The organism is Pseudomonas sp. S2_C03 (assembly GCF_054668405.1).
Genome location: NZ_CP162766.1, coordinates 2,474,937 through 2,495,410 on the forward strand (window position 1 = coordinate 2,474,937; position 20,474 = coordinate 2,495,410).

The 20,474-nt window shown below is 59.6% G+C and carries 17 protein-coding genes and 1 pseudogene; 8 read left to right on the forward strand and 10 right to left on the reverse strand.

Annotated features, from left to right (window positions below; all coding sequences use genetic code 11):
* Window positions 1–22: 22 nt before the first annotated feature.
* Entirely contained in the window at window positions 23–523 is a 501-nt protein-coding gene (gene tpx / locus AB4N64_RS11155) for a thiol peroxidase (RefSeq protein WP_460125408.1), read from the reverse strand.
* Window positions 524–802: 279 nt separating this feature from the next.
* On the opposite strand from tpx, the pseudogene AB4N64_RS11160 reads away from it, so the two are divergent.
* Window positions 803–1,228, forward strand: a pseudogene (locus AB4N64_RS11160) (YciI family protein).
* Window positions 1,229–1,260: 32 nt separating this feature from the next.
* Here the strand turns inward: AB4N64_RS11160 and AB4N64_RS11165 are convergent.
* From AB4N64_RS11165 to AB4N64_RS11180, 4 genes are all read right to left on the reverse strand, one after another.
* On the reverse strand, window positions 1,261–2,754 hold the full coding sequence (locus AB4N64_RS11165) for a bacteriocin immunity protein (RefSeq protein ID WP_460125411.1): 1,494 nt from the start codon (window positions 2,752–2,754) through the stop codon (window positions 1,261–1,263).
* An 82-nt stretch (window positions 2,755–2,836) separates the two neighbouring features.
* Window positions 2,837–3,112 carry a bacteriocin immunity protein gene (locus AB4N64_RS11170; RefSeq protein ID WP_460125413.1) on the reverse strand — a complete coding sequence of 92 codons (276 nt, stop codon included), beginning with the start codon at window positions 3,110–3,112 and terminating at the stop codon, window positions 2,837–2,839.
* Window positions 3,112–3,552, reverse strand: coding sequence for a hypothetical protein (locus AB4N64_RS11175; RefSeq protein WP_460125416.1), 441 nt, complete (start codon window positions 3,550–3,552; stop codon window positions 3,112–3,114). The genes AB4N64_RS11170 and AB4N64_RS11175 overlap by 1 nt, the downstream gene beginning before the upstream one ends.
* A 43-nt stretch (window positions 3,553–3,595) precedes the next feature.
* The gene (locus tag AB4N64_RS11180; RefSeq protein ID WP_460125419.1) at window positions 3,596–5,203 is read right to left on the reverse strand and encodes an S-type pyocin domain-containing protein; all 1,608 of its coding nucleotides are present in this window, start codon (window positions 5,201–5,203) and stop codon (window positions 3,596–3,598) included.
* A 171-nt stretch (window positions 5,204–5,374) separates the two neighbouring features.
* Between AB4N64_RS11180 and AB4N64_RS11185 the strand changes: the two genes are divergently transcribed.
* Complete coding sequence (locus AB4N64_RS11185; protein ID WP_460125422.1) at window positions 5,375–5,593, forward strand: hypothetical protein; 219 nt, start codon at window positions 5,375–5,377, stop codon at window positions 5,591–5,593.
* A gap of 495 nt (window positions 5,594–6,088) precedes the next feature.
* Here the strand turns inward: AB4N64_RS11185 and AB4N64_RS11190 are convergent, their stop codons facing one another.
* The 3 genes from AB4N64_RS11190 to AB4N64_RS11200 all read right to left on the reverse strand — a co-directional run bounded on the left by AB4N64_RS11190 (window position 6,089) and on the right by AB4N64_RS11200 (window position 9,028).
* Window positions 6,089–6,760, reverse strand: coding sequence for a DUF3313 domain-containing protein (locus AB4N64_RS11190; RefSeq protein WP_460125425.1), 672 nt, complete (start codon window positions 6,758–6,760; stop codon window positions 6,089–6,091).
* Between the two features lie 118 nt (window positions 6,761–6,878).
* Window positions 6,879–7,358 (reverse strand): DUF934 domain-containing protein, encoded by a 480-nt coding sequence (locus AB4N64_RS11195; RefSeq protein ID WP_460125428.1) that lies wholly within the window; start codon window positions 7,356–7,358, stop codon window positions 6,879–6,881.
* Window positions 7,355–9,028: a nitrite/sulfite reductase gene (locus AB4N64_RS11200; protein ID WP_460125431.1), complete on the reverse strand. Its 1,674-nt coding sequence runs from the start codon at window positions 9,026–9,028 to the stop codon at window positions 7,355–7,357. Before AB4N64_RS11200 ends, AB4N64_RS11195 begins: the two co-directional genes overlap by 4 nt.
* A gap of 283 nt (window positions 9,029–9,311) precedes the next feature.
* Here AB4N64_RS11200 and ccoN point away from each other — a divergent pair, with 283 nt between their 5' ends.
* The gene (gene ccoN / locus AB4N64_RS11205) at window positions 9,312–10,739 is read left to right on the forward strand and encodes a cytochrome-c oxidase, cbb3-type subunit I (RefSeq protein WP_460125433.1); all 1,428 of its coding nucleotides are present in this window, start codon (window positions 9,312–9,314) and stop codon (window positions 10,737–10,739) included.
* A 15-nt stretch (window positions 10,740–10,754) separates the two neighbouring features.
* Window positions 10,755–10,976 (forward strand): cbb3-type cytochrome c oxidase subunit 3, encoded by a 222-nt coding sequence (locus AB4N64_RS11210; RefSeq protein WP_460125436.1) that lies wholly within the window; start codon window positions 10,755–10,757, stop codon window positions 10,974–10,976.
* Window positions 10,977–11,110: 134 nt separating this feature from the next.
* Here the strand turns inward: AB4N64_RS11210 and AB4N64_RS11215 are convergent, their stop codons facing one another.
* A complete protein-coding gene (locus AB4N64_RS11215) occupies window positions 11,111–11,551 on the reverse strand; it encodes a carboxymuconolactone decarboxylase family protein (protein ID WP_460125438.1) in 441 nt (146 codons plus the stop codon).
* A gap of 207 nt (window positions 11,552–11,758) precedes the next feature.
* Here AB4N64_RS11215 and pdxR point away from each other — a divergent pair, with 207 nt between their 5' ends.
* The 4 genes from pdxR (at window position 11,759) to AB4N64_RS11235 (ending at window position 15,022) form a co-directional block, all read left to right on the forward strand.
* The gene (gene pdxR, locus AB4N64_RS11220; protein WP_460125441.1) at window positions 11,759–13,192 is read left to right on the forward strand and encodes a MocR-like pyridoxine biosynthesis transcription factor PdxR; all 1,434 of its coding nucleotides are present in this window, start codon (window positions 11,759–11,761) and stop codon (window positions 13,190–13,192) included.
* 117 nt (window positions 13,193–13,309) lie between these two features.
* Window positions 13,310–13,603, forward strand: coding sequence for a putative quinol monooxygenase (locus tag AB4N64_RS11225; RefSeq protein WP_460125444.1), 294 nt, complete (start codon window positions 13,310–13,312; stop codon window positions 13,601–13,603).
* 194 nt (window positions 13,604–13,797) lie between these two features.
* The gene (locus AB4N64_RS11230) at window positions 13,798–14,208 is read left to right on the forward strand and encodes a cupin domain-containing protein (RefSeq protein WP_460125447.1); all 411 of its coding nucleotides are present in this window, start codon (window positions 13,798–13,800) and stop codon (window positions 14,206–14,208) included.
* Between the two features lie 211 nt (window positions 14,209–14,419).
* Complete coding sequence (locus tag AB4N64_RS11235) at window positions 14,420–15,022, forward strand: hypothetical protein (RefSeq protein ID WP_460125450.1); 603 nt, start codon at window positions 14,420–14,422, stop codon at window positions 15,020–15,022.
* 162 nt (window positions 15,023–15,184) lie between these two features.
* Here AB4N64_RS11235 and AB4N64_RS11240 read toward each other — a convergent pair whose 3' ends face one another.
* Window positions 15,185–20,080: an NAD-glutamate dehydrogenase gene (locus AB4N64_RS11240; RefSeq protein WP_460125452.1), complete on the reverse strand. Its 4,896-nt coding sequence runs from the start codon at window positions 20,078–20,080 to the stop codon at window positions 15,185–15,187.
* Window positions 20,081–20,474 lie beyond the last annotated feature (394 nt).

Sequence of the window (20,474 nt, forward strand, 5' to 3'; positions counted from 1 at the left end):
GCCAACTATTGTTGACGATGAATTATTTCAGGACAGCGAGAGCGGCCTCGTAGTTCGGCTCCTGGCCGATTTCAGGGACCAGTTCGCTGTGCAGCACGTTGTCGTTTTCGTCCAGTACCACGACTGCACGGGCGGTCAGGCCCTTGAGGGGACCGTCGGCGATGGCCACACCGTAGTTCTCGATGAACTCGGCGCCGCGCAGGGTCGACAGGTTCTGCACGTTTTCCAGGCCTTCGGCGCCGCAGAAACGGGCCTGGGCGAATGGCAGGTCGGCAGAGATGCACAGCACGACAGTGTTGGCGACGTCATTGGCCTGGGCATTGAATTTGCGGACCGAAGTGGCGCAGGTCGGCGTGTCTACGCTTGGGAAGATGTTCAGCACTTTACGCTTGCCGGCAAAGCTCGCCAGGGTGGTATCGGACAGGTTACCGGCAACCAGGGAAAAGGCTGGCGCCTTGGAACCGACTTGTGGCAACTGGCCGTTGACTTGAACCGGGTTGCCTTTGAGGGTGACTTGAGCCATGAACGGAGTCCTTCTGAACGTTGGTGGTGAGAGGGCCGAAGTTAACCATGAAATGGGTCAGCGACCTATGGGCGGATACAAATTGTGAACTCTGTAGACGACAATTGTAGGAGCGGGCTTGCCCGCGATGGGGCCCGCACATCCGACATCCTGGGCGTCAGACACCCCCATCGTCGGAACGCCGCCCGGAGCAAGCTCGCTCCTACAGAAGGATGTCGATTTGCCCCATCGCCAATCGACCATAAGGTGAATCCACCCCAAACCGAAGGAACCACCACCATGCGCTTCATGATCATCATCAAGGCCAGCGCCGACTCCGAAGCCGGCCTCATGCCCAGCACCGAACTGCTGACCGCCATGGGTCATTACAACGAAGCACTGGCCAATGCCGGGATCCTGCTCGCCGGCTAGGGCCTGCACCCCAGCAGCAAGGGCGCGCGCGTGCGCTTCAACGGCGACAAGCGCACGGTCATCGACGGACCGTTCGCCGAAACCAAGGAACTGATCGCCGGCTTCTGGTTGTGGCAGGTCAACTCCAGGGAAGAAGCGATCGAATGGGTCAAGCGCTGCCCCAACCCGATGCCGGGGACCGACGCCGAGATCGAGATTCGCCAGGTGTTCGAGGCCGCCGACTTCGGCGATGAGTTCACCCCCGAGCTGCGTGAGCAGGAAGAACGGGCGTTCGCGGCCGGGAAGAAAAGCTGAGTGCGCCGCCTGACGGGTAAGGCGCGCCACGCTTACTCATTTCGAACGGTCAGGACAACATAGAGAGGGTCGAGCCCGGCTTCACCGGGAAAGACCACAATGTAATCTGGCGAGTTTTCCTCGGCATCGGGAGCCGGCTCAAGCGTCGGCACCGGTGACGAGTAAACAAACCCCACCTGCCTCCTGAATCCGGGAGCTGATGGAGCAGGTTTGTCCAGCGTGTTCGCTACAGACCACAAAACAGTAATCCCTGCGGCCCCGTCACTGGTAAATCTGTATGTGCCTGGCTGCCCGGCTCGCTCGGCGCGGCGCACGCGCACTTTGCTCGCTGAAGTCGTGCCCTTCGCCGCCGTAACGTGGAGCTGTTCCAGCAATGCCACTTCGCGCAACCCCATGAACTTCGAACCAGGCTTGGAGGCTGTCAATGCCGGCCCCATCCTGAATGGCAAGGCCAGTTCTGAGCGGTTGGCGGCCACCGCCTGCCAATCCAGGCCCTCGACGGGCATGAACTCGGACAGCGGAACACTCAGACCGTAGACTTTCACATCCGCCCGGCTGGCAAACTCGAACTGCAATACCGCAGCCTGGGTGCGCGGGCTTGTCGATTCGACCGCCGTGTTGCGCCAGGCAAATTCGGCGACAGCAGAACGAATGGACTTTTGCAGATCGACTTGCTGGGAATACGCCAATGCCGATACCTCGCCTTCCATTAATAGCTCGGGGCGTTTTCCGGCGTTGAGCAACGAGGCGTGAAGCTGGTGATTGGAAGCAGTCGGGCTCGAACCCGCCAAAGCGCGGGCGCTGATCAATACTTGCTGAGCCGCGACCAACAACGCCTCGGCTTCGTCGTGCAGGGCGCGATGGGACTGCTGGATCGTGGCCAACTGCGCCGTGTAACGGTCATGGGTTGCATTGAGATGTTGCGCGACGTCGTGCCACTGATTTTGCTCCGCCCCCGAATATCGCAGCCGTTGGAGTGCGCTGGTTTTGGCAAACTTGATGCGCATTTTCAGGAACCCATATTTCTGGATGCAGATGTAGGCGTCATGCTGCGCCTGCTCCAACGTGCGAATATCGTTTTCCTGTTGCCACACATCGCGCGTGACGCCTTGCACTGATCGCATGTGCTGGACACCCCGCTCAAATCCCCCCAAGGCTTGCTCGACCGATAAATCTGCCGCAGCCAGGTCTGCGGCAATCTTTTGCGCATCCGCCAGACTGCGCTGCACCATCGTAGCCCTGACAGGCGGTGGCGGTTCATGGATGCCCTCATCCTTGAACGCGCTCAGGCCCTGGGAGCGATGCCATTGCCGGACGTGATGGACGACCGTTTCCGGCCCTTGCGACATGCCCGACTCTTCTTCGCTAAACAACAGGTCCGCCCCGTTGGGGTGGCCTACGATCTGGTCGAAATGATCGATGAGGCGATTGTGGTCTTTTTGCGGCACATCTACCGCCCAGATCCGGTTAACCAGTTCCTGGAATTGTGCTGCCGTGTAATCCGTGAGATTGGGTTTAAGTTCCATCCTTGGTCCTTCCTTGAAGTTATTTAGTGAACAACCGGCGCCCGCTCATCCTAGAGTGGGCGCCACTTGGTACATTACAAACTCACTCTGATTTGAAGCCAGGCTTATTATTGGTCAGCCGCCACTTAACTACCTCCTTCATCGCTCGATTTATGCATTCCTCCACCCCCTCCCCAAGACGTAAAAGAGCGTTTAGTCCACTCGGATGCTCAGTAATTTTCTCAAAGTGCAAAATACCCCTTACAAGGAAAGCATCAAATGCATCTGGAGACAGGTCACGTTCATCCTCGAACAAACACCGAAGAAACTCCCTAAACTCTGCTTCGGAATAGTCTTCAAGTCTATCTTTGAATACCATTACTGCGCCCCTCCTTTAGAGTGTATAAAAATGTGAAGTTTTGGTGTCATGATCATAAGGTTATCCATGTCGTATACAGCCCCACCCCGGGCAACTTCATGGAGGTGATGAATTTCAAATTTAATCCGCATTCCGCGCCTATCCACCGGAGCTACCATGGGTGCCATCCCCTTTCGCATGAAATCCAGATCAAGGGGCAGGAATTGACCACTCAACTCGACATCCGCCGCAACCGCCCTCCAAAACGCACGCCGGAACCCATGGAAATTCCTGAATACCTGTGATCGCAACTGTTCTGCGATTCGTGCCGGAACAGGCGCCCCATTCACTCGTGCCTCTTCGCCCAACCATACCCCCGTAACCTCCTTGCCAAAGCCGGTTGCTACACCCGGATCATCCCGTCGGTCCAGAAACAGGACGTCCGACGACGGCAGCTCCATGTCTGCCGGAAACCCAGGTATGTTCGCAGCTCCCTGCCCTTGCTCAACAGCCGGAAACGTCTCGATTTGCGGTAGGACCGGGATGGCCGTACTGCCGGGATAAACCAACGGGTCTACAGGTGCCGCAGGTGACACCGTCGAACCCAGCAGTTCCGCCCCCTGGTGGCTGCAATGGCTTCCAGCTGCTGGTCGGTGGAATCGGCCAGGGCGTAACGGCGGGGACAATGCCCAACCACCCGCCTGCGCTGGCCGGCGTCTTGATGCTGATTTTGTCGAGGTTGAGGGCATCGTCCCAGAACGGCGCGCGCTCCTCATAACGCAGTTCGAACTCACGGTTTTCATCGATCCAGGTACTTTTTGGTGCGTAAGGCGCGAAGCCCTGTTCGATGCGTTTTCTGTTCAGCTCGTTGAACGAAGAGGCGAGTACGCGATCCTCGCCGAGGGTTTGCCAGAGCGCCTGATCGAACCCCGCGAACGAGGTGAACTCACGCCCGCGAAACACATCGCCGATCTGGGTCGGGATGGCTGCACCGCTCGCCTGGGTAGCGGACTTCCGCCAGTCGGAAGTGGCTGGTTGCCCAGTACCGGTCACCACACCGCTTCCCAGCGGTGCGGCGTTGAAGGATACGTAGACCGGTTCCAGCCCTGGCACGCACACCACGCAATCCTGGATTCGCCAGTCGACGCCTGGCGGGATCTCCAGCAACTGAGGCTCAGTGAGCGCGGCGCCGGAGGGTGCGGTCGCGTTGGCATCAGCCGTGGTCTGCGGCATGAACTCCAGATGTCGGGCCGGTGAACCGGGGACTTCGACGGTGTATCGATCCGTCAACGGGTCCAGTGTTGCGTTCAATACCGGAACCTGGGTATCGACCTCACCACCGGTCCTGGTGACGATGACTGCGGTGCCTTCCGGGGTTTCCAGGGTTTTAGCCCGGTACTCCATTTCCACCGAACCACCGGTATCGGCGATGGCTTGCAACTCCGACACGTCATGAAGCTCCAGCGCCTGCGCCGGGACGACCACGGCGTGGTACAAGCGTTGGCGTTGCTCCGGGGTCAATTCGCCATTGCCCAGTTCGGACGGGATGACCATTCCCCCGGCAAAGATCGCGACCTGCCCGGCCGTGAGTGTGCCCAGCGCGCCTGCGAGCGGTGCAAGGGCGGCAACAGCTCTTGACATGCCCGCAGCCAAGCCGTCGGCTGCACCCGCCACCCACAATCCACGGGGGTTGACCAGCATCGACAACGCGGTCGTCGATGGCGCAATAGGCACGCTGAGGGTATTAGCCTGCCGGACGCGCTCCAGACGAGCCTGCGCATCGGTCTGCTGCTTGAATCGAATGCGCGCATCACGCTGCTCAGCAACCTGACGCAGCTTTTCCCAAGCAGCGAGTCGTTCTACCCAGGCGGCATGTTCCTTGAGCAGCGCATTGGATTTATCGTGCAGCGCGCTGATCTGCGCAGCCAGCAAGCGCGCTTCAGCCGCGGCGGTGTAACTGTTTTCCCAAACCTGATGACCTTGGGCCAATGCATCGCCGAACTGCCCGAGTCGTGCGAGGTAGTCATCGGGGGTGCGCGTGAGCGGGTCGAACCCATCGAAAGCCTGTGCGACATGATTGTTTGCTTCGAGCGCTGCCGCTTTTTGAGCCACGAGCTCATCAATCAGGCTTCTTTGCCTCTCGATGGAATGTAACTGCCATCGCTCGGAGCTGGGCACACCAATGCCAGGCCCGCGTTTTGCCCTGATTTCCTGATCAGTCACTGCGCCAAGGTGTTCAGCTCTCGCCGCGTAGTTTTGGTCAATCGCGGCGCGGGCAATGACATGACTGGCCTGCATCGCCGCCAGCGTCTGCTGTCGGGTGAGCAGGCGAGCCTGCTCCTGAGCGTGCGCGGCAGCAGCGGCTGCCTGTATCCGTTGTTGCTCCTTGGCTTGTCTATCCGCTTGCCTGGCGAGCGCCCTGGCCCTGCTGCGTTTTTTGCTTACGCCAACGAATGCCCCGGAGGCGCCAACGCGGTTCCCGCCAAAGCCACCGCCCCATGATCCACCGCCACCACCGGATGCTGGCGGGCCTGACCTGATAACCACATCCCCGGACGATCCATCGTTGAATATTTGTTGTGCCATACAGTCTCTCCTTAGTCTGTAGGGCACAGCATGTGGATGGGGCGGTCTTCAGCTGCGGTAGATATTTATATCGTCTGCTTTTCAGTTAATTCAGAGCATTACAAGCTGAGCACCCGTCCTTCTGCGGTTCTCAATCGGCAAGAACGCCCACGAATAGCCCGTGATGTAACTGAATGACGCAAGCCTGCGCGCCCTGGAGGGCGAACCACAGCGTGGCCAGAGGGTGTGCGATGTGATGCGCGTCGGCGGGGGTATCTTCGAGGGTTGGGGATTACCCCATCTCTGCAGGAGCGAACGTGTCGGACCGTCGCATCGAGGCGATGGTCGGCAGCGATAGCGCTGGCGGCCTGAGTGCCTGCGTTGTCTGGACTTTCATCGCGAGCAGGCTCGCTCCTACAGGGGAGAGTGTTGTTATTTGGATTTGAGTTTCAGATAAGACTGATGCAAGTCCGCCGCCCAGCCGTCGATCACGCCTTTCACGTCATCGGCCTTCAACACCTGCGAGTCATTTTCCAGTGGCTTGCCGGTGCCTTTTCTGACCACCTGCGCGAGTACATGATTGTCGCCGCCATCAAGGAATACCGCTTCGGTGGCCAGGTCGGTTTCCTGATCGCGGATGCCGCTGGCAGTGCTGACCGCAGCCGCTACCAGGGCGATGGGAATCACTTCATAGGGTTTCAGGCCTTCGGTCTTGCTGCTCACCGCCGTGATTGCCGGCCGTACCACGATCACTCCGGGGCCTGGACCGGCAGCCAGGGGTAGCGACTTGCCGATTTCACGCTTGAGGGCCTGGTCGTAATAGCTGGTGATCCCGTTCAGGGTCGTCTGAGGGATTTTCGCCGTGGGCTGGGGTTTGGGGTAAAGCTGGCTGGGTTCGATGTACACACTCTTATATTTGGCGGTGTCGAGCTTGGGATCGATCCAACGCATCACCACGGCACCCGAAGGCGACTTCGCTTCCTGCAGCCGGCTGTAATCCTTGAGAAAGCCGGAATACTGATCCGGTTCAACCTTGTTGCTGGAACACCCCACCATGCCAATCGAGGCGATGCACAGTGTGCTCATCATTAAGGCAAGCTTCATGCGGTAACTCCTGTAAGGCGGACGAGACAGTTTGGACACGCTGGTAATAGGTATAGCCAATGCGTTGGGCTGTGTCGGGAAGAATTTCGTCTGCCACACCAGGACGAGTGCTCCTTGTTTAACGCCGCCGAAACAAGGGTCGCGGTTCGATCACCGAACGTCCGTACAACACGCTCATCCCCGCCAGTCCCTTGAGTGCATCTTCGGCAGACTTGTCCTCGCGCACCGCAAAACTATCGAACCCGCATTGGCGCATATGGCTGAGCTGATCGCGCAGCACATCGCCGATTGCGCGCAATTCTCCGGCCCAGCCCATGCGCGTGCGCAGCAGGTATGCCTGGCTGTAGGCGCGACCGTCGCGAAAGCTCGGAAAGTCCAGGGCGATCAGGCGCAACTGCCCCAGCCATGGTCGCAGGCTCTCCACCTCGTCATCCGGCCCGAGCCAGACGCCATGCCGCTCAGGGTCCTGCAACCAGATGGCCAGCGGAAGGATCAGCGGGCCGGCAGGTTGAGCCGACGCTGGATCGCGCAACAGCGTCCAGGGGTCGTCGCCGTCAATGCGAGCTTGACCCGCTTCCAGTCGCAGCAGGTTGTTCATGCCGACACCTCCAGCACTTTGGGATACACCACTTCCTTGAACGGCTCCAGGCCGATGCGTTGCAGGGTGTCAACGAACAGCTCCTCGCTTTCACGGTAGAGCACAAAGGTCTCGATAATGCGCTCGATCACGTCGGGGATTTCGCTGGCGCTGAACGACGGGCCAATGACCTTACCCAGCGCGCTGTCCTTACCCTGGGCGCCGCCGAGGGTCACCTGGTACCACTCGCTGCCATTCTTGTCGACGCCGAGGATGCCGATGTTGCCAATGTGGTGATGCCCGCAGGCGTTCATGCAACCGGAAATATTCAGGCTGATATCGCCCAGGTCATGCAGGTAGTCCAGGTCCTCAAAGCGTGCCTGGATGCCTTGGGCAATCGGGATCGACTTGGCGTTGGCCAAGGCGCAGAAGTCACCGCCAGGACAGGCGATGATGTCGGTCAGCAGGCCAATGTTGGCGCTGCCCAGGCCTTGCCCGCACGCGAGTTGCCAGAGGCTGAACAGGTCGGCCTTGGGCACGTCCGGCAGGACAATGTTCTGTTCATGGGCGATTCGGATTTCACCGAAGCCGAACTGCTCGGACCACGCGGCCACGGCATTCATCTGCTCGCTGGTGACATCGCCCGGCGGTGCCGCCGCACCCGGCTTGGTCGACAGCACTACACTGGCGTAGCCCGGCACCTTGTGCGGCTGCACGTTGCGCGTGACCCATCGGGCGAAGTCGGCGTTTTCCGCCAGGCGGCTGCCGAATGCCAGGTCGGTGCTGGACAGGTCGCGGTAGTCCGGGGGCAGGAAGGCACTGGCGACCCGCTCGTACTCTTGGTCCGTGAGTTGTGCGGGTCCATCCTTGAGGTACTGCCACTCCTCCTCCACTTCCCGGGCGAAAGCTTCGATGCCCAGTGCCTTGACCAGGATCTTGATGCGTGCCTTGTACTTGTTGTCTCGCCGGCCATGTCGGTTGTACACCCGCAGTACCGCCTCGACATAGGACAGGAGGTGATGCCAGGGCAAGCCCTCGCGGATCTGCAAACCGAGAATCGGCGTGCGCCCCAGCCCGCCCCCGACGATCACCCGCAGCAGCATCTGCCCATAGGCACCACGGTAAAGATAGAGACCGATGTCATGCATCATGATGGCCGCACGGTCCTGCTCGGCGGAGCAAATGGCGATCTTGAACTTGCGTGGCAAAAACAGGAATTCCGGATTGATGGTCGACCATTGACGCAGGATTTCCGCCAATGGGCGTGGGTCGATCAGTTCGTCGGCGGCCACCCCGGCGAAGGCTTCCGTGGTGATGTTGCGCACGCAGTTGCCAGAGGTCTGGATCGCATGCATGTCGACCTCGGCCAGGCGCTCGAGGATTTCGGGCACCTGGTCCAGCTCGATCCAGTTGAACTGCATGTTCTGTCGGGTAGTGAAATGGCCGTAGTCGCGATCGTAATCCCTGGCAATGCTTGCCAGCGTGCGCATCTGCCGGGCATTCAAGGTGCCGTAGGGGATGGCCACGCGCAGCATATAAGCGTGTTTTTGCATGTACAGGCCGTTCTGCAGGCGTAGCGGCAGGAACTCTTCTTCGCTCAACTCGCCTGCCCGAAAGCGTTCGACCTGGTCGCGAAACTGCGCAACGCGCTCGAACACCAGCGCCCGGTCATAGTCGTCGTATTGATACATGTGGCTACCTCATCAGGGCGTTCGGACTTCGTTCCCGTGTCCCCACTCCTACAGGGATTGGGGTGGGATGAGGATCGCGTGATGAGCCGGTGAGTTACAGCTTCAGCTGAACATTAATAAACCAGATCAGGCCACCCCGGATCACCGCTGCCGTGGCGCATTATCTGATCCGTATAAATGAGATTTTACTGAGTCTGTTTTGTTTGCCGCGGGGTTTCTACAGTGCACGGGCATGCCAGTCCGGGTGGCCTGGCGAGACTTTGCAACCGTGGAAGCATTGACCATGAGCACAGCAACAATCGGACAGGCCTATAACTACAAGGTCGTCCGCCAATTCGTCGTGGCGACCGTATTCTGGGGCGTCGTGGGGATGGCGATGGGGGTGTGGATCGCCTCGCAACTGGTGTGGCCGGAGATGAATCTCGACCTGCCGTGGACCACCTTCGGGCGCCTGCGACCGCTGCACACCAGCCTGGTGATCTTCGGTTTTGCCGGGAGCGCACAATTCGCCGCGAGTTATTACGCGGTGCAGCGTACCTGCCAGGTACGGCTTTACTCAGACACACTCGCTGCCTTCACCTTTTGGGGTTGGCAATCGGTGATCGTGATCATGTTCATCACCCTGCCGCTGGGCTATACCACCACCAAGGAATATGCCGAGATCGAATTCAGCGGCGCGGTGTGGATGGCCGTGGTCTGGGTCGCCTATGCCATCGTGTTTTTCACCACCGTGGTGCAACGCAAGACCAAGCACATCTATGTGGGCAACTGGTTCTTCGGCGCCTTCATCGTGGTGATCGCGATGCTGCACGTGGTCAATCACCTGTCGATCCCTGTGGACTGGTTCAAGTCCTATCCCGTGTACTCCGGGGCCACTGATGCCATGGTCCAGTGGTGGTACGGGCACAACGCCGTGGGCTTTTTCCTCACCACCGGGTTCCTCGGCATGATGTATTACTTCGTGCCAAAACAGGTTGGCCGGCCGGTGTATTCGTATCGTTTGTCGATCGTGCACTTCTGGGCGCTGATCACCCTGTACATCTGGGCCGGGCCCCATCACCTGCACTACACCGCACTGCCGGACTGGGCGCAGTCGCTGGGCATGGCGATGTCGCTGATCCTGCTGGCGCCAAGCTGGGGCGGGATGATCAACGGCATGATGACGCTGTCGGGCGCCTGGCATAAGTTGCGCACCGACCCGATCCTGCGTTTCCTGGTGTTGTCACTGGCGTTCTACGGCATGTCGACATTCGAAGGTCCCATGATGGCGATCAAGACGGTCAACGCCCTCTCCCACTACACTGACTGGACCATCGGCCACGTACATGCAGGCGCCTTGGGCTGGGTGGCGATGATCACCTTTGGCGCGACCTACCACATGGTGCCAAAAGTCTTCGGTCGCGAGCAGATGCACAGCATCGGCCTGATCAACGCGCACTTCTGGCTGGCGACCATCGGCACGGTGTTGTACATCGCCTCGATGTGGGTCAACGGAATCACCCAGGGCCTGATGTGGCGCGCGATCAACGACGACGGCACGCTGACCTACTCGTTCGTCGAAGCCTTGCAGGCCAGCCATCCAGGCTTTGTGGTGCGCTTCGCCGGGGGCGTGTTCTTCCTGACAGGCATGATCCTGATGGCCTACAACGTCTGGCGCACCGTACGGGTCGCGGATGTGCGCATGGCCGAACGTGAAGCGCAGATTGCCTGAGGCAAGGAGCTTTTGATGTTCGAGATACTGCTCAACCTACTGTTCGTCGCGGGCCTGTGGCTGGCGGTCGAGCACTGCCTGAAGCGGGAGACGGCACAAAGCCTGGAGGACGCGAGCCTGATACCGTTCGCCGATGACCCCGAGGTGGCGCGTCGGGTTGAAGCTGCGACCGGCAAAGTCGTGAAGGCGGTGGCGCCGGAGGAAGCCAGGCCCGGGTATATCAATCTGGAGATGTGAAATCACTGCCCCCTTTAGGAGCGAGCATGCTCGCGATGGTGTGAGCAGCACCGCTGGGCATCAGACAGCCAGCGTCATCGTTGACGACCATCGCGAGCAAGCTCGCTCCCACAGTTGGGAGGTGTAAAGGGTACTCAGGCGCTTGGCGTTTGCCGGAAACTAACGGCCAGGCGGTTCCAGCTGTTGATCGTGGTGACGGCGATGGTCAGGTCGACCATCTCGTTTTCGCTGAAATGCTCACGCGCCTGCTCGTACACGTCATCCGGCACATGGCTTTGCGCGAGCAGGGTCACCGATTCGGTCCAGGCCAGTGCCGCACGTTCACGCGGGTTGAAAAAGTTGCTGTCGCGCCAGACCACGAGTGAGTACAGACGGCGGTCGGTCTCGCCCAGACGGCGCGCGTCCACCGAATGCATATCGGTGCAAAAAGCGCAGCCGTTGAGTTGCGACGCGCGGATCTTGATCAAGTGCAACAGCGCAGGTTCAATGCTCAGGTTGCTCGTGAGCGCCTCCATGGCCATCATGGCTTTCATCGCTTTGGGTGACGCGCTGTAGTAATCCAGGCGCAACGTCATGACAAAACCTCGGACATCGTTGGGATGTTTCAAGTTAGGCGTTGTTGCTCCGGCGTGACAGTGCCAATTCGACGAAATAACGGCGGACCATTACGGAGTAGACCAATCCACGATTTTTGCACCACTCAACTTCTGCAAGGCAATGCTTGAGGTTAATCTTTCGCGACGCGAACGCGCGTCGGTCAATTGCCCAGGAGCCTCGTCGGTATGGAACTTCATGTTGTCATCAACGGCCGCAAGGACCTGGCAGGCCAGTTGTACAACCAGTTGCGCAGCGCCATCGAGTCCGGACGCCTGGCCGCCGGCACGCAACTGCCGCCCAGCCGGCTGCTCGCTGAACAACTGGGCATCTCGCGCAAAACCATTTCCGACACCTACGCGCAACTGACCTACGAGAACTACCTGACCGGCGTGATCGGCAAAGGCACCTACGTCAATACCCGGCCGGCCAAGGCACAGCCCAGGCAGGGCCATTCCCAACTGGCCAGTGCCGAGGTCATCGAGTCCTGGCGTAACTTGCCGGTGTTCCTGCGCCACCCGACCCTGGAAGGCTCGCTGCGCTATGACTTCATCGGTGGCGCCACCAGCAAGGGCCAGTTTCCCCAGGACGACTGGCGGCGCTGCACGTCTCACGCCCTGCGCCAAATAGCGGGCTCCAAGGGCTTCTACAGCTTTCCTGAAGGCCTGCCGGCGCTGCGTAACGCCATCGCTCGGCACATCGCGTTCTCGCGTGGGGTGAATTGCCAGGATGAAGATGTGGTGGTGTGCAACGGTGCTCAGCAGGCGCTGGACCTGATTTCCCGGGTGTTGACCCGTCCCGGCAGCCTCGTTGCCATGGAGGACCCCGGTTACCCGCCAGCGCGCCTGCTGTTCGGCAGCCACGGGGCCACGGTGGTCGGCGTGCCGGTTGACGCAGAGGGCATTCAGGTCGACAGGATCCCCGAGGGGACCCGACTGATCTACGTGACGCCGTCACACCAGTTTCCACTCGGCATCGCCATGAGCCAGGCGCGTCGGGTGGCGTTGCTGGAACGGGCCCGGGAGCTGGGCGCAATCATTATCGAAGACGACTACGACAGTGAGTTCCGCTATGAAGGCCGGCCTACCGATTCCCTGCAAAGCATGGATGAATACGGAATCGTCGCTTACGTGGGCACCTTTTCGAAAACGCTGCTGCCGGAGTTGCGCCTGGGCTATATGATCCTGCCGCCGGCCATCCTCGAAGCGGTGATCCGCGCCAAGCAACTGACCGACCTGCACACCTCCACCCTGCCCCAATGGGCGCTGGCCAAGTTCATCGCCGAAGGCTGCCTGCTCAAGCATATCCGGCGCTGCCACGCGATCTACGCGGCTCGGCGCGAGCGCATTCTCACGCGAGTGGCGAGCGATCTTTCGCCCTGGCTGGAAGCGATCCCCAGCGTCGCCGGTTTCCACATGTCCCTTAGATGCAAAGTGCCTATCGATATGCCATTGCTGGTCGAACTGGCAAGAAAGGTCGAAGTCGGGCTGTATCCCATCGCTCCCTTCTACTACCAGCGAACGCCCCAGGACGGCCTGCTCATGGGCTTTGGCGCCATTGAAATGCTGGACATCGACCCCGCTCTGGATCGCCTGCGGGACATTTTTCAGCAGATTGCCTGAGCCATTGGCCTGGGTTTTTATCCCGCGATTGGCTATTGGCGGTCCAGGGGTGCAGGCCTATCCTGCATAGGCGTTATCCCTCAATGAGCAGGACAGCCTGATTCAGGAGTGTGAGTAATGTCCAACGAAGTGATCAACACCGTAAAGGTACAGGCCGTCTCCGGTCGCTCGGAAGAGCTGGGCAAGCAACTGCAGAAGATTGTCGAAACCCTGCGCGAATTACCGGGCTGTGAATCCTATATGGTCGACCGCTGCCCCGAGGACAGCAACCGCTGGAACGTCAGCGCCCGCTGGCAATCGGAAGCGGCCATGCACCAACATTTCAACTGCCCTGAAGTCCAGGGATTCATCGGCCTGATCGACAACCAGTTGGCCAATGCCGTGGATTTCAACAGCTTTCCGATTCGCTGAAACGGTTAATAGGCCGCAGCCAACGACGGTGCCTACAGGGCACTCAGTGCCTCTGTAAGCACCGCCGCAGGCTGCGGTCTTTTTTATGCACCGGTGACATTGGTCCCCTTGCCTTCGTGAGAATTGGCCGTTTGCCCCTCTGACATCGGGGGCTAATCTGGTCCCTGACGACCAACCACCGCAGGTAATAACCCATGAAAATGTTGCGCTTGTGTGCCGCCCCACTCGCTGCCCTGGCCCTGACGCTGCCGGTTCCAGCATTCGCCCATGACCCTTCGGAAAAGGTCACGATCCTGCAGGACGAAGTCCTGAAGAACGTCCCCGACAAAAAAGCTCTGATGCTCGAAGTCGACTACCTGCCTGGCCAGTCCTCAATCGCGCACAAACACGAGGGCACGGCGATGGCCTACGTGTTGTCGGGAGCGATCACCTCCCAGGTCAAGGGCGAACCGGCGAAAACCTACAAGGCCGGTGAATACTGGTATGAGCCTGCGGGATCGGAACATCTGGTTTCGAAAAACGCGAGCAAGACCAAACCGGCCAAGTTGCTGGTGTTCATGGTGTTATCTCCGGATGAGAAAGTGTTGATTCCGCTGGAGAATTAATTCCCGCTGAACCTGAACATACATGGAGCGAGCTTGCTCGCAATGCGTTATATGCTCACCCTGTAAGTTGCCTGCAACAACGCATCGCGAACAAGCTCGCCCCTACAGGTTCGGGGTAACATCAGGCAATTGTTCAAATCTGTTGTTGAACTTCAACTCCATTATTCTGGCGGCTCGCACGATGCGAACAACTCAAGTTAATGGAGACTTTATGAGTACTGAACAAGAAAGATCCTTTATTGCATCCATCCGGTGCAATAACGTCATGATGAAGTTTTTCGATCAAATGCTGAAGGTGCCCGCTGACCAGGGCAACTTGCTGACAACTGCTCACCGGTACTCTGCGACCACGCAGGCCATGGTACAAGTGCACCGCGGGCGAGACGAAACGGTTCGTACCCGCTCTGAGGAAATGATCGTATATTTTCGCTGTTATGACGACTACTACAACATTCAGATCCGCAGTGAAGCGTATCTGGGAAAATACCTCAGCAAGGACAACAATGGTTTACTGGGAGCATTTCCCGCTGCTGGGGGCAAGACAACTTCCTTCAACTTGCTAAATAACGAAAAGCAGATCATTACACTGGACAACCTGGCAAACAACCAGGCCACGGTGTATCTGAAAGCACGCAATGCTGGCGTTATAAAAAGGCAACTCATGCAACAGCCAAAACTGTATAGCTACGGTGATCAGTCCGGTGACTCGTTGGCGTTCAACCTGACGATTCTCGAACGCAACGTACCGTACCCAACCAGTGGCGAACCTTACCCGCTATTCATTGAACCACGCCCGCAATCGGACGACGATTGATGCGCTGAGTGCCCTGTAGTAGCGAGCCGGCTTGCGATGTGACTGCAAGACAACGTCATTGTTGGCTGGACGGCCGCCGTCGCGGCCAAGCCAGCTCCCTCAAGAACACGCAAAAAAAAACCCCGCATCTTTCGATGCGGGGCTTTTTCATTCAACGCCGGATCAGGCCGGTTGCGGCTCGGCGCTGGCCGGGGCTGCCTGGGCTGGCACAACGACTTGCCCACTCAACGCCAGGTCGAGCAGCTCGCGGTTGGCCACTGCGTACATGGCGTAGTCCGTGCCGCTGGCGGCACGGATTTCCACCAACATGGCACGCCAGCGTTCGATCATGCTGGCGTGTTGCGCCAACCAGGCGTCCAGGCGTGCTTCCACCGAACTGTCGCACAGCTGCAGGACAGAAATGGTGATCGCCCGTTGCTGCCAGTCGACGTCGTCGCGGAACGCTTCACGGGCCAGAGCCTGCCAGTTGTTTTCAACCGGCAAGGCACTGATCTGTTGCAGGTACCAGGTGATGTCCAGCTTTTCACCCACCGCGAAGTAAGCCTTGGCCACTTCCGCCGGATCCTGGCCGGTGACGTCGGACGCCTCGATGACCGGGAGCAAGGTATACAGGTGCGAGGTACCTGCGACCATGCGCGCCAGCAACTCGGGCACACCCGCTTCGACGTAAGCCTGGTAACGCTTCTGCCAGCCTTCGCGGGTCGGACCTTCCAGGAGTTCGTCGAGTTTCAGGCCCAGTTCCTTCAGGTGTGGACCGAAATGCGCGACGTCACGAGCCGCATTCTGCTCGTTGCGACGGGTACGCAGGAACCAGCGGGTGGCACGACGGCCCAAGCGCATCAGCTCGTCCATCATTTCCAGTTGCACATCAGCCGACACCTTGTAGTCCAGGGCTTCGATCTGACGGAACCAGTGCGGGAGGTGGAAGATATCCCGAACGATCACATAGGCCCCCGCCACGTTCGCCGGGCTCATGCCGGTCGACTCCTTGAGTCGCTGAACGAAGGTGATGCCCATGTGGTTCACCAGATCGTTGGCGATCTGGGTGCTGACGATCTCGCGCTTCAGACGGTGACGGCGCATCGCCTCGGAGAACTTGCTCACCAGGGTCGGCGGGAACGCGGTTTCCATGTCGCGGGTCAGGTAGTCGTCATCCGGCACAAGGGATTCGAGCAACGCGGCCTTGAGGTCGATCTTGCTGTAGGAGATGAGCACGGACAACTCCGGACGGGTCAGGCCATGGCCCACCGCGACGCGTTCGTTGATCTGCTCTTCCGACGGCAGGAACTCGATGGCGCGATCCAGCTTGCCACGGCCTTCGAGGTCGTTCATCAGACGCTTGTATTCAGCGATGCGTGGCAATGCACGACGAGCCGCCAGGGACAAGGCCTGAGTCTGCTTGTAGTTGTTGCCCAGCACCAGCCCACCGACCTCGTCGGTCATGCTCGACAGCAACACATTGCGTTGTTTGTCGGTCATGTCGCCGGCCTGAACCACTTCGTTCAGCAGGATCTTGATGTTCACTTCGTGGTCGGAGCAGTCCACGCCACCGGCGTTGTCGATGAAGTCGGTGTTGGAACCGCCGCCATTGAGACCGAACTCGACGCGACCCAGTTGGGTCATGCCCAGGTTACCGCCCTCACCCACGACCTTGCAGCGCAGCTCGTTACCGTTCACGCGCAGTGCATCGTTGGCCTTGTCGCCCACGTCGGCGTGGCTTTCGGTGCTGGCCTTGACGTAGGTGCCGATGCCACCGTTCCACAACAGGTCCACTGGCGCCTTCAGCAAGGCGTTCAGCAGTTCGGTCGGGGTCAGTTTGTCAGCCTGGATGTCGAAGCGCTCTTTCATCTGCGCGGAAATCGCGATGCTCTTCGCACTGCGAGAGAAAATCCCGCCGCCTTCGGACATGATGCTGGTGTCGTAATCCGACCAGGCCGAACGCGGCAGGTCGAACAGGCGTTGACGCTCGGCGAAGCTGGTCGCCGGGTTCGGGTTCGGGTCGATGAAGATGTGCAGGTGGTTGAATGCCGCGACCAGCTGCAGCTTGTCGGACATCAGCAAGCCGTTACCGAACACGTCACCGGCCATGTCGCCGACGCCCACCACGGTGATGCTGTCTTCCTGGACATTGATGCCGCGCTCGCGGAAATGGCGTTGTACGCCCACCCACGCGCCCTTAGCGGTAATGCCCATCTTCTTGTGGTCGTAACCGGCCGAGCCACCGGAGGCAAACGCATCGCCGAGCCAGAAGCCGTAGTCGATGGCGATGCCGTTGGCGATGTCGGAGAAGGTTGCAGTGCCCTTGTCCGCTGCCACCACCAGGTACGGGTCATCGTCGTCATGCCGCACGACGTTGGCCGGCGGCACCAGCGCGCCATCCTTCAGGTTGTCGGTGATGTCCAGCAGGCCGGAAATGAAGATGCGATAGCAGGCGATACCTTCTGCTGCGATCTCGTCCCGACCGCCGCCCAGTGGCAGGCGACGTGGCAGGAAGCCACCCTTGGCGCCCACCGGCACGATGACGGAGTTCTTCACCTGCTGGGCTTTTACCAGGCCCAGCACTTCGGTGCGGTAGTCTTCCTCACGGTCGGACCAGCGCAGACCACCGCGAGCCACGTTGCCAAAGCGCAGGTGCACGCCTTCGACACGCGGCGAGTAAACGAAGATTTCGAACTTCGGCACCGGTTTCGGCAGTTCAGGAATCAGGTGCGGATTGAACTTGAAGCTGAAGTACGACTTGTTATGACCCTTGGCGTCTGCCTGGTAGAAGTTGGTGCGCAGGGTCGCCTTGATCAGGTCCAGGTAGCGACGCAGGATGCGGTCTTCGTTGAGCACCTGAACCTCGTCCAGGGCGCTGAGGATCGCGTGCTCCAGGCGTTGCTGCATGTCTTCCAGGTCGTCGCCGCTGAGCTTTCGCGCCAGGTAGAAGCGGGTCTTGAACAACCGGGTCAACTCGCGGGCGATGTCGGTGTGGTTGTTCAGGGTGCTGGCGATGTAGCCCAGGTCAAAGCCCAGACGGATCTGTTTCATGTAGCGGGCATAAGCACGCAGCAGCGCCACGTCGCGCCATGGCAGGCCGGCGGTCAGCACCAGGCGGTTGAACGCATCGTTCTCGGCATCGCCGCTGACGATGTGGACGAAGGCATCCTGCAAGGTGTCGTTGAGCTGCTGGATGTCCAGGTCCAGGCCTTCGGCGGCGGTGAACGCGAAATCGTGGATCCAGAACTCGCGACCATTGGTGTGACGCAAGCGGTAAGGGAACTCACCCAGCACACGCAGCCCGAGGTTTTCCAGGATCGGCAACACGTCGGACAGTGCCAGCGGGGTATCAGCGTGATACAGCTTGCAATGCAGTTCGCGCTGACCGGACACCTGACCCAGCGGCTGGTAGAAACTCATCACCAGCGGGTTTTTCTCGTTCAGGCTCAGCAGGTGCTGCATGTCGACCACGGCCGAGTGCGCGGCGAAACGCTCGCGGTAACCCGCCGGGAAGCCTTTGGGGAAGTCCGCCAGCACGTTGGTGCCCTGGGCTTCGCCGAAGCTTTCGACGGTCAGCGCCGAGTAATCGTCCTGCCAGCTGCGGCAGGCCTGGATCACTTCGTTTTCCAGTTGTTGCGGGTCGATGTCGATGCGGTTTTTCGGGTCCACACGCAGGATCAGTTGCACGCGGGCCAGCACGGACTCGGAGAAGAATGTCCAGAACTCGCAGTCCGAAGCCTTGAGGCGATCCATCAGCACTTGCTGGATCTTCTGGCGCACTTCGGTGGAGTAGATGTCACGCGGCACGTAGGCCAGGCAGTAGCAGAAACGACCGTACGGGTCCTTGCGCAGGAATACGCGGATCTTGTTGCGTTCCTGGATCTGCACGATCGACATCACGGTGCTGAACAGCTCGTCCACCGGGGTCTGGAACAGATCGTCCCGTGGCAGTACTTCCAGGACCTGTGCCAGTTCCTTGCCCAGGTGAGCCTTGGCCTGGAAGCCGGAGCGGCGTTCGATTTCCGCGACCTTGCGGCGAATGTACGGAATGTTGCGCACACTTTCGCCATACACCGACGAGGTGTACAGGCCCATGAAGCGGCATTCCTTGATGACCTTGCCATCGGCGTCGATTTCACGGATCGACACGTAGTCAGGGTAAGCCGGACGGTGTACACGGCTTGGGTGCGCGGCCTTGGCGAAGGACAGCAGGGTCGGTTCGCGCAGGTAGTTCACGGCGTAGTCTTCGATGCGCAGGTCATCGTAGGTCAGGCCGGTGCGCAGCAGTTTGGTCAGGCCCAGGAAGGAGCCCTGGTCGTATTCGATGTGGCCGCCATCGGCCTGATCGGTGACCACGAACTCTTCGTAGCCCAGGAAGGTGAAGTGGTTGCCCACCAGCCATTCCAGGAAGCTCTTGATTTCGTTCTTCTCGTCGGCGTCTACCGCAAAACGGCTGTTGTCCAGGTTGGTGAGGATTTCCTGGACCTTGGCCTTCATGGGTTCGAAATCGCTGACCGCGACGCGCACTTCACCCAGGACCTGTTCGAGTTCCTTGGCCAGGACGTTCAGTTCGGCGGTGTTGGAGCAACGGTCAATTTCCAGGTACATCAACGACTCTTGCAGCACGTCGTCGCCCTGGGTGCCTTTCGGCAGGATTTCCAGCAATTCGCCCTTGCTGCCGCGACGCACGCTCAGCACGGTGGTTTGCAGGGTATGAATGCTGTAGCCGCGACGATTCAGCTCGGTCCGCACCGAGTCCACCAAAAATGGCAGGTCGTGGTGCAGCACTTCGACCGCCGTGTGGGTCGACTGCCAGCCATGGCGTTCGTAATCGGGGTTGTAGACGCGCACTTGCGGTTGCGCGTGATCGAAGCGCTCAAGCAGGCGCCACGCAGAAAGGGTACAGCCAGCGAGGTCGGACAGCCGACGCTGGGTCAGCTCGTCCAGAGAAATGATGCCGAAGAATTGTTCAGCGAACAGCGCCACTTGTGGCAGTGCCTGTTCACTGATGTGCTGCGCCAGTGCCGCTTGCAGTTGGTGCTGGAAGTCGGCTTTGCTGGCTGCGGTGAAGAACGCCATCTGTGGTACTCCGCTTGGGCTTGTTATTGATTGAAGCGTCGCGTGCAACACCCCTTTCGGGGCGATCCGTCACCCTGTTCCTGATTCTCGGGCAGAGGAAACAGGGTGACAGGTGGGTGAAGCTGGACGGGACACTTGGGTCACATTCATCTTCGGTGAACGGCCATGTGCAAAAACGACTGTGCGATCAATTGCACATTGTCTTTACAGGCAGGTCTTTACAGGTATCCATCCGTTGCGCAGCTTAACCAGTGCGGCAAGGCCGGTGCTTGCGGTGCTGCGACATATTCGGTCATCGGAATGCTGCTGTTGCGACAGGCATCGAATAACACTAGCAGCCATCGGGAAAAACGGGCGTCTAATCCCCGGATTTGCGGCAGGCTCGTATCGAAAA

Excerpts from the sequence above, each read along its gene's own strand:
- tpx (WP_460125408.1), bottom strand. The coding sequence starts at position 523 with ATGGCTCAAGTCACCCTCAAAGGCAACCCGGTTCAAGTCAACGGCCAG.
- AB4N64_RS11165 (WP_460125411.1), bottom strand. The coding sequence starts at position 2,754 with ATGGAACTTAAACCCAATCTCACGGATTACACGGCAGCACAATTCCAG.
- AB4N64_RS11170 (WP_460125413.1), bottom strand. The coding sequence starts at position 3,112 with ATGGTATTCAAAGATAGACTTGAAGACTATTCCGAAGCAGAGTTTAGG.
- AB4N64_RS11175 (WP_460125416.1), bottom strand. The coding sequence starts at position 3,552 with ATGGAGCTGCCGTCGTCGGACGTCCTGTTTCTGGACCGACGGGATGAT.
- AB4N64_RS11185 (WP_460125422.1), top strand. The coding sequence starts at position 5,375 with ATGACTGGCCTGCATCGCCGCCAGCGTCTGCTGTCGGGTGAGCAGGCG.
- AB4N64_RS11190 (WP_460125425.1), bottom strand. The coding sequence starts at position 6,760 with ATGAAGCTTGCCTTAATGATGAGCACACTGTGCATCGCCTCGATTGGC.
- AB4N64_RS11195 (WP_460125428.1), bottom strand. The coding sequence starts at position 7,358 with ATGAACAACCTGCTGCGACTGGAAGCGGGTCAAGCTCGCATTGACGGC.
- AB4N64_RS11200 (WP_460125431.1), bottom strand. The coding sequence starts at position 9,028 with ATGTATCAATACGACGACTATGACCGGGCGCTGGTGTTCGAGCGCGTT.
- ccoN (WP_460125433.1), top strand. The coding sequence starts at position 9,312 with ATGAGCACAGCAACAATCGGACAGGCCTATAACTACAAGGTCGTCCGC.
- AB4N64_RS11210 (WP_460125436.1), top strand. The coding sequence starts at position 10,755 with ATGTTCGAGATACTGCTCAACCTACTGTTCGTCGCGGGCCTGTGGCTG.
- AB4N64_RS11215 (WP_460125438.1), bottom strand. The coding sequence starts at position 11,551 with ATGACGTTGCGCCTGGATTACTACAGCGCGTCACCCAAAGCGATGAAA.
- pdxR (WP_460125441.1), top strand. The coding sequence starts at position 11,759 with ATGGAACTTCATGTTGTCATCAACGGCCGCAAGGACCTGGCAGGCCAG.
- AB4N64_RS11225 (WP_460125444.1), top strand. The coding sequence starts at position 13,310 with ATGTCCAACGAAGTGATCAACACCGTAAAGGTACAGGCCGTCTCCGGT.
- AB4N64_RS11230 (WP_460125447.1), top strand. The coding sequence starts at position 13,798 with ATGAAAATGTTGCGCTTGTGTGCCGCCCCACTCGCTGCCCTGGCCCTG.
- AB4N64_RS11235 (WP_460125450.1), top strand. The coding sequence starts at position 14,420 with ATGAGTACTGAACAAGAAAGATCCTTTATTGCATCCATCCGGTGCAAT.
- AB4N64_RS11240 (WP_460125452.1), bottom strand. The coding sequence starts at position 20,080 with ATGGCGTTCTTCACCGCAGCCAGCAAAGCCGACTTCCAGCACCAACTG.